We start from the raw sequence: 13515 nt of genomic DNA on the forward strand, positions 1-13515 counted from the left end.
AATTCTTCATGATCCTTCTAATATTGGAGCACCTGATAGAATACATTAATAATCAGGAGAGTTCAGCCCGATAAAATAGAGGTGATGGCGAATGAACGGACGGGTCATGGCTGCAGGAGAGCAACCAGGAGGCAGACCATCCAGACAAATTAATATTGTGTTGCGTAACCAGGAACCTCAGATGTTGGTCAAAGATGAAGCAGCGGCAGTACAGGCAGCCAAGAGTATAACCAAACATGCGCACTTCCAGGAAATACAGGGTGAATTGGAGCAACTGGTTGGACTTGAAAATATCAAAGACTTGGTATTTGAGATCTATGCTTTTCTACAGATTGCTCAGATGCGTACTGAAGCAGGTTTACTTAGTGGTGCGCACGTGTATCATATGATCTTCAAAGGTAATCCGGGGACCGGTAAGACCACCGTGGCGAGGATCGTTGCCAAACTCTTTCAGAAGATGGGTGTGTTAAGTAAAGGTCATCTTATTGAAGTAGAGCGTGCGGATCTGGTTGGAGAATATATCGGTCACACGGCGCAGAAAACAAGAGATCTGGTCAAGAAGGCACTCGGTGGGATATTGTTCATTGATGAAGCTTACAGTTTGGCCCGCGGGGGAGAGAAGGATTTTGGAAAGGAAGCTATTGATACGCTTGTAAAATCAATGGAAGACAATAAAAACCAATTTATCCTCATATTGGCTGGTTATTCAGATGAGATTGATTTTTTTCTTCAGACGAATCCCGGATTACCTTCCCGCTTCCCCATTCAAGTGGAGTTTCCAGACTATAGTATTGATCAGTTGATTCAAATCTCTGAGATTATGGCCAAAGAGCGTGATTATATTCTAATGCCTCAGACCATACTCAAGCTAAAGCAACATTTGCTTCAGGAAAAAAATGATTCGCTGCATGCGTTCAGTAACGCCAGATACGTTCGTAATGCCATTGAGCGTTCGATCAGGCATCAGGCGGTTCGTTTGTTGGAACAATACTCGGAAGGCAGTCCAGGAAAACTGGAGCTGATGACAATCCGTACAGAGGATTTGAACTTTGAGCGAAAGTAAGCGATAATATAGTTTTTACACCAGCCGGCCGGGCCAACCGGTTCGGCTTAAGGCATGCCATGGCATATTCGTGGTAATGAATATCAACGGAATAGTAATTAGAGGGAGTGAACATATACATGACAAATGGCACATATGATACAGATATGGTCAAAAAAGATCGCGCCGTCTTGGTGAGTCTTGTTACGGATGATGTAAAACGTACAGGTATCAACCCTGAGTACTCTTTAGAGGAACTGGTGAAACTTGCCGAGACAGCTGGAGTGGAAGTGCTAAGTGTACTTTCTCAGAACAGGGAAAAACGTGATACCAAATGGTTCATTGGTAAAGGTAAGGTGGAAGAGCTCCGTGCAATCGCGGAGGAACTCGGAGCAACTACAGCTATTTTTGATCAGGAATTGTCAGGCGCGCAGGTTCGTAATCTGGAAGAAACCCTCGATCTCAAAATTATTGACCGTACCCAATTGATTTTGGACATCTTTGCACAACGTGCCAACACTAGAGAAGGTATTATTCAAGTGGAATTGGCTCAACATAGCTACTTGCTGCCACGTTTGTCGGGTCATGGCAAGAACCTATCCAGACTCGGGGGCGGAATCGGAACAAGAGGCCCGGGTGAAAGCAAGCTGGAGACGGACCGTCGTCACATCCGTGGTCGCATCGATGATCTGAAGCGTCATCTGGAAGAATTGACTCGTCATCGCAAGTTACATCGTGAACGCCGCAAAAAAACAGGTATTGTACAGGTGGCCCTTGTTGGTTATACCAATGCTGGCAAATCAACCTTGCTCAAGCAGTTGACGGCTGCAGACGTGTATATTCAAGATCAGCTATTCGCTACTCTGGATCCAACATCACGTACGATGGAACTTCCAAGTGGTAAAGAAATCGTACTTACCGATACGGTTGGTTTTATTCAAAATCTCCCGCATGATCTAATTGCAGCATTCCGGGCAACGCTGGAGGAAGTGAATGAAGCAGATCTCATCCTGCATGTTGTGGACGCCTCATCAGCTATGCGTGAAGATCAAATGCGGACGGTTAACACGATTTTGCAAGAACTTGGTTCAGGGGACAAGCCGCAGTTAGTCCTGTATAACAAAAAAGATGCATGTACACCAGAGCAACTTGAAATGCTTCCATTGGATAAAGGCCATATTAAAGTAAGCGCATTAGACTCTGAGGATCTGCTTAAAATCCGTGAATTAATTCAGACAGAGCTGACAGGTGATACGAAACGCTTCCGTATTCCGGCAGAACGTGGTGATCTAACGTCCATACTCTACAAAATTGGTGATGTGGTGGATACCAGCTTTGAAGAGAATGATGTAATTTATGAAGTTGAATTGCAAAAAGGTGAATATGAGAAATTTGGTTATATGCTTGAAGAATTCATTGAATTGTAATATTCATGACATATTGGTGTGATAAGTTGACACGATAATAGATATTCAACGTCAGATTCGTGCTATGAAGGGGAATGAAGTAAGATGGTAAGCTTTGATTCAGAAATATCTGAACTTCAACGTAAAGTGGAGCGTCAGATTGAAGGACAACTGCAACAGATTGATCGGATCACAGATCACAATCAATGGAAGGTGATTAATGCTTTCCAACAGCGAAAAGTAAGTGATTTTCACTTTGCAGGTTCAACAGGTTATGCCTATAACGATCGTGGGCGTGAAGTGCTTGATGAAGTATATGCTGATGTTTTCGGCGCGGAAGCCGCGTTGGTACGTCCTCATTTTGCTTCAGGTACTCATACGATTAGTACAGCTCTCTTTGGCGTTTTGCGTCCAGGTGACGAACTATTGTACATCACGGGTAAGCCTTATGACACATTGCATAAAGTTATTGGCAAACCCGGTGATGGCACAGGTTCATTACGCGATTTTGGCATCGGTTACCGTGAGACGGCCTTAACTGATGAAGGTGGAGTGGACTGGGCAGCAGTTGAAAAAAGCATTACACCGGCTACAAAAGTCATTGGGATTCAACGTTCACGTGGTTATGACTGGCGCTCCTCCTTCTGTGTTGCTGAGATTGCTGAGATGGTTACGCGTGTTAAAGGGCTTAAGGAGGATGTCATCGTATTCGTAGATAATTGTTACGGTGAATTCACCGAGGAACGTGAACCGACAGAAGTCGGAGTTGATCTGATGGCCGGATCACTGATCAAGAATCCTGGTGGAGGCATTGCGGAAACCGGTGGATACATATGTGGGAAGGAACAATACGTACAGCTGGCAGCTTATCGTCTAACGGCCCCTGGAATTGGGGGAGAGGTTGGAGCAATGCTGGGGACAACACGTGGCATCTACCAAGGACTTTACATGGCACCGACAATTGTAGGACAAGCTATCAAAGGAAGTACGTTTGCTGCTGCAATGTTTGCTGAATCCGGATTTGTAACCAAACCCGCCTGGAATGAAGCTCGCACAGATCTGATCCAGGCTGTTAAGTTTAGCTCTGCCGAGCATCTGATCGCCTTCGTGCAGGGGATTCAGCGTGCGGCAGCTGTGGATAGTCATGTGGTCCCTGAACCGTGGGATATGCCTGGTTATGAGCACCCTGTCATTATGGCGGCAGGTACGTTCATTCAGGGTGGAAGTCTGGAATTATCAGCCGACGCACCTATTCGGGAGCCGTATATCGGGTATATGCAAGGCGGATTAACGTACTCTCATGTCAAATATGGCGTTTTGATGGCGTTACAGACTATGAAAGATCGCAAATTATTGTGAGTTTATCTAACACGTCATTGACACTTGGTAATAACTAAATGTACAATAGGGTGAAGAATAGATGACTGGAAGGTTGATGAACATGGGTGATGAAATTCGCAGAAATATGGCCTTATTCCCGATTGGTATTGTAATGAAACTTACGGATCTGTCTGCACGTCAGATTCGTTACTACGAGCAGCACAGCTTGATCGTTCCTGCGAGAACGTCAGGTAATCAACGTTTGTTCTCTTTTAATGACGTAGAGAGATTGCTAGAGATCAAGGCTTTGATTGAAAAAGGAGTTAACATCGCGGGGATCAAACAAGTGATGAATCCTGTTTCGAAAGAATCCGAGGAAGCTACAGTTATCACGCCAGATACTGAAGTTAAACGCAGAGAGCTGTCCGATACGCAGTTGCACCGCTTGCTGAAGCAGCAGCTGGTATCAGGTAAGAGACCAGGACAAGTATCTCTCATTCAGGGAGAGCTTTCCCGATTCTTTAATAAAAATTAAATTCGCATAACTTGGCGAGTGAGGGGAAAACATGCACTTTTGGTGTGAGACTCCTTGACCCGTGGAACTTTCTAATGTACAAATATAACAGGCAAGCCAAATACGCAGATAAGAAAGGGAGAGGTTATAGTGAGTTATACAAAAGAAGACATTCTCCGCATTTCGAAAGAAGAAAACGTACGATTCATTCGATTGCAATTTACTGATTTGCTTGGAGCTATCAAAAACGTTGAGATTCCAGTGAGTCAGTTGACTAAGGCTCTGGATAACAAAATGATGTTCGATGGATCTTCCATTGAAGGTTATGTACGTATTGAAGAGTCCGACATGTACCTCTATCCAGATCTAGATTCTTGGCTTATTTTCCCATGGGTTGCAGAGAACCGTGTTGCACGCCTGATTTGCGACGTATATCTTCCGGATGGTAATCCGTTCCCAGGAGATCCACGTGGCATCTTGAAACGAAACCTTAAGGAAGCCCAAGATATGGGGTTCACTTCCTTCAACGTTGGTCCTGAACCAGAGTTCTTCTTGTTCAAAACAGACGAAAAAGGAAACCCAACTAACGAACTGAATGACCAAGGTGGTTATTTCGACCTTGCGCCTACGGATCTTGGTGAAAACTGTCGTCGTGACATCGTTATCACACTTGAAGAAATGGGCTTTGAGATCGAAGCTTCCCACCATGAGGTAGCTCCAGGTCAGCATGAGATCGACTTCAAATATGCAGACGCTCTGAAAGCAGCTGACCAGATCCAAACGTTCAAACTCGTTGTTAAAACGATTGCACGTCAGCATGGTTTACATGCTACATTCATGCCGAAACCGCTGTTTGGTATGAACGGATCCGGTATGCACTGTAACCAATCCTTGTTCAAAGGCAATGAGAACGCATTTGTTGATGAGTCGGACGAGTTGGGTCTGAGCAAAACTGCTCGTCACTTCATGGCTGGAACTCTGAAGCATGCACGTGCGTTTGCAGCAATTACTAACCCAACCGTAAACTCATACAAACGTCTTGTACCCGGTTATGAAGCACCTTGTTATGTAGCATGGTCTGCGAGTAACCGCAGCCCAATGATTCGTATTCCAGCTTCCCGTGGTCTGAGTACACGTGTTGAGGTTCGTAACCCGGATCCGGCTGCTAACCCTTACCTGGCTTTGGCTGTTCTGTTGAAAGCAGGTCTGGACGGAATCAAACGTGAGCTTTCCTTACCAGCTCCAATTGACCGTAACATTTACATCATGTCAGAAGAAGAGCGTGTGGAAGAAGGCATTCCAAGCTTGCCGGCTGACCTGAAAGAAGCATTGAATGAATTGATCCGCAGCGAAGTCATCTGTGATGCTCTGGGCGACCACGCCTTGGCTCACTTCTATGAGCTGAAAGAAATTGAGTGGGATATGTACAGAACACAAGTCCACCAATGGGAACGCGATCAATATATCACGTTGTACTAATAGCTCAATCCCTTGGCGCTCTAGCGCTGAGGGGTTTTCTTTTGTGGGCAAATAACTATATATTTAAAGAAAAATCAAAATGCCCACAAAATATTTTTCTATTCGAAAATTTCTTCAGTGAATTTCTCAAATCTATCTATATTGCTTTTCTGGATCTTGCCTGAGATGTGGGCAAATACATCTGATGTGATCTGAATACTTCCGTGACCTAATTGTTCTTGAACGAATTTCATATCTGCCCCTGACTCAAGTAAAAGAACCGCGCAGGTATGTCGGAGAGAGTGAATGGGGAGGGATGGGAGATCACAACGTTGTAAGATGCGGGAGAAGGCATTGAACAATGATGATTTAGGCATGAACCACTTGAATTCATTCGAATAACACCCATAACAATGTCGAAGTTAACTGGTGGAGTGGCTATAACAGAATATGTGATTTCGGATGAAACGTTTATATTGTCGACTACATAAAAATCGTTGTCGCTCATGCTATCTAAATACTGTGTTGCGCTAATTTCGGAAGACTGGCTAAATATGGATAAATACACCATATGTAATTATTGTTTTTAATAACATATTGTGTAAAATTGTGGGTTTTTAAATTATAATTTTGGAGTGTTTTGTTTATTGAATTGATATAAATAAGTTCTTTTTAACAATTGTTTAATTAATATATTTAGGTGACTGATGAATTATGCTATCAGACATTATCCATCAATAAAGACTTCCTCACAGCAGCCTTAACTAAGGTACACGGATCCATCTGCAGGAAATCCAAGTGGATCCTCAGCAACTCATTGATTATGGCGCCCCAGTAGAAGGATATATCGTGTTATCCATTAAGTTTCGGGCGGTAGATACTTCCGAAAGCAGTACGAATTCAGGACACAAAAATAGGAGCCATACATGGCTCCTTAATTACTGGTATTTGATTAGTTAAAGTATGTTTGGATAAAAAAAAGAACCTCCTCATCTTCAAAGAAGAGTTGGAGACCATAAAATGCCCCCAACAAAAATCCGCATCCGGCCAATAAACAGTAAAATATAGAATTACCAGCGCTTGATCTACCATAATGTTGCCCGCAGTGTGGGCACATGAAAGCTTCCCCAGAAATCGCACCTCTGCAAGATTGGCAATGTATTAAATTGTTTGAGTTAGGTTTGAACTTTCTTTTTATATTTCTAAACATTGCTTTAAAAGCTAGGATTGCTAGTACAAACATTGCGATAATGATCCCTATACCGAATAAATTACCTATTATATTGTTTATGCGCTCAAACATGACGTTCCTCCAGCTATGTAATCAATCCAGAACAGTCTATCAGACCTAGATAAAATTTTCTATAGAAATGTGTGGATGCTAGAAAATGAATAAATATCGAGTATTAGAAAGGCATCAACAAAGAGCATAGGTGGTAGATAATTCTGTAACCTATTTGAATTTAGGGTACAAAAATAGGAGCCTTGGTTAATGGCACCTTTGTAGCTGAAAGCTAGATTACTGATCCTTTAATAAGTCTAACAAGTAAAATAAAAGTCCGATTCCTCCAGCGAGAGCTACAACTCCAGCAATAAAGTTGGCGAATATAGAGGTAGAGAATGAATTGATATTTCCGAAAGTTTGACCACAATAAGGACAAAAAACAGCTTCTTTAGATATTTTATGACCACATGAACGACAAGATTCCAAGCTAGTGTTATTACCTTTAATTGCCGCGTATATATTTCCGAACATTCTACCAAAGAAACGAGTAGCCATATAAAACATTGTTAAAATGAAAACAGACTGTAATGTTGTTCCAACTATAATTCCTATTTTCTCTTCCATGTATTCCCTCCAAATTTTAATTAATCCAGAATAGTCTTGCTTACTATGTAACATTTACTATTTAAAACTAAAGGTTTCAAATGTCTCGAGAAATTCTGACAAGGCATAGAAACCAATTCCAATGCAAACAAATCCAACGATAAAACAACCAATGATTGAATTAGCAAATCCACTTCTTCGTCCGTAGTGTTCTCCACAATTAGGACATATAATGGCAGAACTTGAGATTGAATGCCCACAAGATCTGCAAGGTTCCATTTTTTTAGTCTTTAGCCCTTTCAATCTTCTATAGATATTAAGAAACATTCCAGCAATACCCATTAAGCCTAGTACAAATAACGCTAAGATCAATCCTGCAAAGAATACCATACCAAAAATCTCACTGATATTATGAATCATAACAAACTCCTTCAACGATAAAGTCAATCCAGAATAGTCTATCAGACCTACGTATAATTTTCTATAAAAAATGTGTGGATGTTAGAAAATGAATACATATCGAGTAATAGAAAGGCATCCATTAAGATCATGGGCAGTAAATAATTCGCTAAGGTGTTTGAATCTAAGGTACCAAAAAGGGGCCTTTTATGGCTCCTTCTCACTTAATTACTTATCATTTATCATCTTTATAAGTTCAGCTAATGCTATGAATCCTCCGCAAATGAAAATTACGAAACCAACGAATGATCCGAAAATTGAATTGAAAACTCCATTAGATCTGCCGTAATGGTGTCCGCAATTAGGGCAAATGATAGCTGAGATTGAGATAGTATTAACACACGATTGGCATTGTTCTAACTTTCGGTTAAATCGACCCTTGAGCAGTCTGAAGACATTGATAAACAATGCTACTAAACAAGCTATACCAAATATAAATAAACAAGTAGTAATGAGACCGGCAAGACCCAGAAGTGAGTATGATGCCATATTATCAGTCATTTAGATCCTCCATTTATGTAATCAATCCACTTATGTTATCAAAGTTATTCGTCTATTTCCATATATTTCTGAATTATGATCAGTAAAAAAGAGTGACTACCACTAAGGTATCACTCTAGTCGAATCTCTAATTTACTTTCTTCAATAGTTCCACACTGTTATTCCTCACATTACCGACTTCCTTCGGCACCTCATACGCTCTCATCTCTGAAGATTGATATGGCTTGAGCAAGCCAAGCAGCGATTGGACATCATCATTGTCTCTTCCGAGCCACGCAGCTTCATCCTCAGGGCGCAAGATAACCGGCATACGATTATGAATGTCTTCCATAAGGCTATTTGGTTCAGTAGTAATGATGGTACACGTACTCAATTTGTTTCCATCCGGATCTGTCCAGGTATCGTACAGACCAGCAAGCGAGAATAAACGGTCATCCTTCATCAAGATGCGCATCGGCCGTTTTTCAGACCCTTCTTTCTTCCACTCGTAAAATCCATTTGTCGGAATGATACAACGTTTGGAGCTGATCAACCGTTTAAAGGATGCCTTTTCAGTCAATGTCTCGGCCCGGGCATTAATCATCTTATTCCCGATCTTGTCATCCTTGGCCCAAACGGGTACCAGTCCCCATCGGAGCGAACCCAATCGGTTACCGTCCTTACTGCCGATAATGGTGGGAATGTACTGCATAGGTGATGCATTGTAATTAGGTTTGTACTCAAAACCATCAGCTATAGATGCATAGTACCTATCCATTATAGCTTCTATAGGATCAGTTATTGTAAATCTTCCGCACATAATAATGCCTCCTTTGAGACTCTTTACTATGTAATTTTACTCAAATCTTTAAGAATAGAAACGGGTAATTTGTGGAGATACGCATCCAATATAAAATAAAAATGCAATAATTTAGATGATATTTATAGATCAGCAAGTTAATGTTTAGACAGTTTTAGCAATCTAATTTATCTTTGAATTAATAATTAGATTTGTAGGAGGAACGATAGAATGAATAAATTTCTTAGGTTAAGTTTAGTTTTTACATTTTCTTTTTTACTGTACATAGGCTTATCTCAATCAAGTACATATGCTGCTGCATTAGGTGAACAACTAAAATCTCCTGAAGAGGGTTGGACAAGATATTCAGCAAACAATAAACTTTTTAATTACGGAAATCTCTGGGATCATATGACTGATGAAAAAGCAAAGATAGCTTATTCAGGTGCAAAAACCGGTAGTGCTGGAGATTTGAATTTTAACTTTAAAGGGACTGATCTTCGTCTGCTTATCTCTGTGAATTATTCATACTCGAAGAAAGTAGCAATCAGCATTGACGGAAACGTTGAATACTTTAGTCCGTATAATCAGTCAGTCAAAGATTATAACTACAATATTTTAATATATGAGAAAACAAACTTAAAAATGGGAGTACATGAAGTAAAAATTTGGACTGTTGATCCGTCAACAAATACTTTAGGAAATGACTATAGATTATTTATATAGCATTGATGTTATCGGTGAATTAACAACAGAAGTTCCAAGCATAGAACAACCTGGAACTGAAGAGCCAACGGAGCCAGAGAAACCAACAGAGCCTGAACAACCTTCTGGCAATCGTGCAATTCTCGTAGTGACCATGACGACAGGTCTGGAGAAAGAGTTCGACCTGAGCATGCAAGAAGTGAATGAATTCATCGATTGGTACGAAGCAAAACAAGCTGGAAGCGGGAAAGCATCTTATGCAATTGACAAACATGATAATAACAAAGGACCGTTCAAGAGCCGTAAAGACTACATCCTATTTGATCGAGTCCTAACGTTTGAAGTGAGCGAATACTAAGCTATCAATAAAAAAGGCTCCGCATTGAGTTGCGGAGTCTTTTTTTGCATTATCTCAGACAATAAATTGATCAAACACGGGTATACGCAGCAAGCCTGACTTTGTCCAGCTGCGCATTTTGACCCTAGCTTGTATACGTGGTTCCAGGTAAACGTGATTCTTGTCCTCTCCGGTCACGAGCTGCTGGCACACTCCGCGGAAAGCTTGCTTATGTTTTGGACTCGGCCCATGCTCGATGATCCCTACCGGGCTCATCTTGCCTGACTGATCTGGAACGGCAGCAAGCCACCCAAATTCGGCCTTTTTGTATCCTATGATGAACACATCAGCATAGGACCAGTTAATAACCTTCATCCAGTCCTTGGACCGTCTGCTGACGTACTGGCTGTCTTTGCGCTTGCCAACTACACCTTCCATACCCATAGTCTCTATCTGAGTGTATAAATCCTCTCCAGCGCCTTCTATATGTGGCACCACTCCAAAGCTATTAGATGGTAGGTGGAGGCCGTGCAGAATCGCCTTGCGCTCTATAAGAGGTAGCTTACGGAGGTCGTGACCTTTGTACTGTAGGATATCGAATATTGCGAACGTGGCTGGTAACGTCTTGATGAACTGCTGAATCTTTGAATGCTGCCGTGTGCTGAACCGGCTCATGACTGCCTCGAAGTCGTTCAAGCCTGTTTCTGGATCGGTGCAAGCAACCTCGCCGTCCAGGATAATGTCAGAGTCAAACGGCAGGGTTAACTCAGGATACTGGCGAGTACAATCGTTATTGTGACGTGTGTATAACCGGACATTGCCAGACTGTTGCGAATATATCAACCGGTGACCGTCAACTTTAGGTTCAAAAATGAATTCTGAATGTGAGAAGGGGCCCGGTGCTGTTGCTAATAACATAGGACTGATAAACATAAAAACACCTCACCCCAATTATAGCGTTTTACTATAAGGGGTAGAGGCGGTAAGTTATGGGATAGTAAATCTAGCGAGAAAAATGTCGGATAATGATTACTATAGAAGTATATCAAATTCAATAAAACGTCATTATGTAATTATTATAATATAAATATTGTGACATATTAACCATGTTTTCGTAAATATTAATATGGTAAGATTATACTTCAATTTAAAAAAGTAGGAGATGAGAGAATGGTTTTAAGAAAATTTGTGGGCGCAATGCTATCATTATCATTATTTGCAGGTGTAGCTGGTGTCCAAGTTTATGCTGAATCGTCTAATGAAGGTGTTAAAGTAGAACAATCATTTACGTCCGAAACAACTTTTGAGCAGGAAACGGTAACAGAGGATACATATGAGGACTTCTATGTAGTTCCAGTTGATGATTTATCAAATGGTTATTTAACTGAAGATCAATTAGCTGAATCAAAGATTGCTTGGGCAGCTGGCGTCTATTTCATACCAGGAGTCGGTGAAGTGGCATTACTTGCTACAGGAGGAGTTATTGTAGCAGGTGCTACATACTACGCCGGTTCAGCAATATATAATAAAGTCAAAGCTTATTTCTCCGAAAAGGATGCTCCCTCAGCAGAAGTTGCAGCAGAAAAAGCTTATCAAGACGCTAAGAAGAACGGTACTAAAGCAGGAACACATACCGATAGACGTCCACCATATAAAAATACTCTTGATAGAACCGGCAAACCCCGCTCCTCTGAAGATCTTTATGACACAAGAGTAGGGTTGAAACAACGTAGATATTATGATAAAAATGGTAATGCAGATGAAGATATCGATTATGACCATTCTAATGCGGATGGGTCACACACATTCCCTCACAGACATAAATGGATAAATGGTGATAGATTCTAATGGGTGGTGACGATATGAGTGAAAAGTTTACTTACGAAGAAATGCTGCAATTTTTTCGGGAGCACAGGGAAGTAGAATTTGTTTATAATAACAAACTGTATGCATTCCTTTCTCATAAGGATGGCTTTGCTTTTGTATGCGAAAACAAGACTCAGGGACCAATCTATACAACTTATGAAGAAATGATTAAGGAAAGCAAAATTAACGGGAAAACATTCTTAGAGTTATTTAAAAATGATGAGTTGATTATCACGGCTGTGTTGTGATTGGATTTTAGCACCTCATAATACAAGAATTGCTTGGGTAAATAGCCTAGTCTTCGGAATGGGCATTTTTTTATTGATAAAAGAACATATGTTCGTATATAATGTAAAGGAGGTGATTTATATGTTAACGGACTATCAACGAAAGGTCCTTCGGATCTTATATAACTACAAAGGTGGACGGCGTAGATTTCCTACAATCCATGAACTGACTGTCAAAACAGGTAAGCATAAACCAGACGTTATGGTTGCTCTGGACGCTCTTGTGGCTGCGGAATACATACATTGGGAAGACAGGTCTGACACGTCGAATATCGTTATCCTCAAAGGCTGGGAACGTGAAGCTGAAAAGCCAATACTTGAAGAAGCGCTGCCATTAAATGGAGCAAGCAACATTAAATACTGGACTGAATATTGAGGAGGAATGAACTATGGCGAGTAAATTGTCGGGTAACGGTATTATGAAGGATCTCGCATAATCCTTCCTGAGCATCGGGAGGCATATCTCAATGAAATGAATGTGCAAGAGAGACGTGGCAAGCCTATTCTGGACGATCAGGAAGTACAGCCCATCGAAGAGTCGATCATGAAGTCTTACCAGGCGGTTACGTTGACGGTGTTTAATCCTTTTGACGATGGGGAGATAAGAGGTGTTGTTACATCAATTGATAGGCCAAATAGAAGAATTAAGCTTGTCAGAGGTGAAGAGGATTACAGTTGGATCAAGATTGAAGAGATCGCTGAGGCAAGTTTATAATTGATCAAGCCCAAGGGATTATCCCAAGGGCTCAGTTTTTTTCTTCTATTATATAGTATTGTTTCAGAATGCTTCGGAAGTACTGTACTGACAGCTCATTTGAAGCTTGGGGGACGTCCCCCAAATCATCCCCCAAACGTCCCCCAGATCGTGAAAAGGTATGATTATGTGCGAACGTATGTTTTTAATATATTTCGTATTTAGCGCGTATATATTGAAGAAAACAATAATATGACGCTATCGCACATAAACAGAACACAAGTCCACCAATGGGAACGCGATCAATATATCACGTTGTA

Annotated in this window: 15 protein-coding genes and 2 pseudogenes; 11 read left to right on the forward strand and 6 right to left on the reverse strand. The window is 41.2% G+C overall.

All coding sequences use genetic code 11. The features are described from left to right. Nucleotides 1-91 precede the first annotated feature (91 nt). The 5 genes from QF049_RS04765 (at nucleotide 92) to glnA (ending at nucleotide 5761) form a co-directional block, all read left to right on the forward strand. Nucleotides 92-1063, forward strand: coding sequence for an AAA family ATPase (locus tag QF049_RS04765; RefSeq protein ID WP_036613563.1), 972 nt, complete (start codon nucleotides 92-94; stop codon nucleotides 1061-1063). 119 nt (nucleotides 1064-1182) lie between these two features. Further along, nucleotides 1183-2469, forward strand: a complete 1287-nt coding sequence (gene hflX, locus QF049_RS04770) for a GTPase HflX (RefSeq protein WP_307535239.1) — start codon at nucleotides 1183-1185, stop codon at nucleotides 2467-2469. A gap of 84 nt (nucleotides 2470-2553) precedes the next feature. Next, on the forward strand, nucleotides 2554-3807 hold the full coding sequence (locus QF049_RS04775; protein ID WP_307535241.1) for a methionine gamma-lyase family protein: 1254 nt from the start codon (nucleotides 2554-2556) through the stop codon (nucleotides 3805-3807). Between the two features lie 82 nt (nucleotides 3808-3889). Continuing rightward, the gene (locus QF049_RS04780) at nucleotides 3890-4303 is read left to right on the forward strand and encodes a MerR family transcriptional regulator (RefSeq protein ID WP_017687924.1); all 414 of its coding nucleotides are present in this window, start codon (nucleotides 3890-3892) and stop codon (nucleotides 4301-4303) included. Between the two features lie 129 nt (nucleotides 4304-4432). After that, entirely contained in the window at nucleotides 4433-5761 is a 1329-nt protein-coding gene (gene glnA / locus QF049_RS04785) for a type I glutamate--ammonia ligase (protein WP_091029299.1), read from the forward strand. A gap of 98 nt (nucleotides 5762-5859) precedes the next feature. On the opposite strand, the pseudogene QF049_RS04790 reads toward glnA, so the two are convergent. From QF049_RS04790 to QF049_RS04810, 5 genes and pseudogenes are all read right to left on the reverse strand, one after another. After that, a pseudogene (locus tag QF049_RS04790) lies at nucleotides 5860-6117 on the reverse strand (tyrosine-type recombinase/integrase); the annotation flags it as partial. A gap of 575 nt (nucleotides 6118-6692) precedes the next feature. Further along, nucleotides 6693-7043 (reverse strand): hypothetical protein, encoded by a 351-nt coding sequence (locus QF049_RS04795; protein WP_307535243.1) that lies wholly within the window; start codon nucleotides 7041-7043, stop codon nucleotides 6693-6695. A gap of 216 nt (nucleotides 7044-7259) precedes the next feature. After that, on the reverse strand, nucleotides 7260-7589 hold the full coding sequence (locus tag QF049_RS04800) for a zinc ribbon domain-containing protein (RefSeq protein WP_307535245.1): 330 nt from the start codon (nucleotides 7587-7589) through the stop codon (nucleotides 7260-7262). A gap of 57 nt (nucleotides 7590-7646) precedes the next feature. Further along, nucleotides 7647-7988 (reverse strand): zinc ribbon domain-containing protein, encoded by a 342-nt coding sequence (locus QF049_RS04805; RefSeq protein ID WP_307535247.1) that lies wholly within the window; start codon nucleotides 7986-7988, stop codon nucleotides 7647-7649. Nucleotides 7989-8655: 667 nt separating this feature from the next. Beyond that, the gene (locus QF049_RS04810; RefSeq protein ID WP_307535250.1) at nucleotides 8656-9327 is read right to left on the reverse strand and encodes an SOS response-associated peptidase; all 672 of its coding nucleotides are present in this window, start codon (nucleotides 9325-9327) and stop codon (nucleotides 8656-8658) included. A gap of 210 nt (nucleotides 9328-9537) precedes the next feature. Between QF049_RS04810 and QF049_RS04815 the strand changes: the two genes are divergently transcribed. Together QF049_RS04815 and QF049_RS04820 are read left to right on the forward strand one after the other, a co-directional pair. Then, entirely contained in the window at nucleotides 9538-10032 is a 495-nt protein-coding gene (locus QF049_RS04815; protein WP_307535252.1) for a hypothetical protein, read from the forward strand. A 97-nt stretch (nucleotides 10033-10129) separates the two neighbouring features. Further along, nucleotides 10130-10369 (forward strand): annotated as a pseudogene (locus tag QF049_RS04820) (fibronectin type III domain-containing protein); the annotation flags it as partial. A 54-nt stretch (nucleotides 10370-10423) separates the two neighbouring features. Here the strand turns inward: QF049_RS04820 and QF049_RS04825 are convergent. Beyond that, on the reverse strand, nucleotides 10424-11281 hold the full coding sequence (locus QF049_RS04825; RefSeq protein ID WP_307535254.1) for an ATP-dependent DNA ligase: 858 nt from the start codon (nucleotides 11279-11281) through the stop codon (nucleotides 10424-10426). A 237-nt stretch (nucleotides 11282-11518) separates the two neighbouring features. Between QF049_RS04825 and QF049_RS04830 the strand changes: the two genes are divergently transcribed. The 4 genes from QF049_RS04830 to QF049_RS04845 all read left to right on the forward strand — a co-directional run bounded on the left by QF049_RS04830 (nucleotide 11519) and on the right by QF049_RS04845 (nucleotide 13216). After that, on the forward strand, nucleotides 11519-12196 hold the full coding sequence (locus tag QF049_RS04830) for a hypothetical protein (RefSeq protein WP_307535257.1): 678 nt from the start codon (nucleotides 11519-11521) through the stop codon (nucleotides 12194-12196). A 14-nt stretch (nucleotides 12197-12210) separates the two neighbouring features. Beyond that, nucleotides 12211-12462 (forward strand): hypothetical protein, encoded by a 252-nt coding sequence (locus QF049_RS04835; RefSeq protein ID WP_307535258.1) that lies wholly within the window; start codon nucleotides 12211-12213, stop codon nucleotides 12460-12462. A 121-nt stretch (nucleotides 12463-12583) separates the two neighbouring features. Beyond that, nucleotides 12584-12877, forward strand: coding sequence for a LexA family transcriptional regulator (locus QF049_RS04840; RefSeq protein ID WP_307535260.1), 294 nt, complete (start codon nucleotides 12584-12586; stop codon nucleotides 12875-12877). Between the two features lie 96 nt (nucleotides 12878-12973). Then, nucleotides 12974-13216, forward strand: a complete 243-nt coding sequence (locus tag QF049_RS04845; RefSeq protein WP_307535262.1) for a YolD-like family protein — start codon at nucleotides 12974-12976, stop codon at nucleotides 13214-13216. The last annotated feature ends 299 nt before the right edge of the window (nucleotides 13217-13515 follow it).

The sequence above is a fragment of the Paenibacillus sp. W4I10 genome (genome assembly GCF_030816325.1).
Classification (GTDB): domain Bacteria; phylum Bacillota; class Bacilli; order Paenibacillales; family Paenibacillaceae; genus Paenibacillus; species Paenibacillus amylolyticus_B.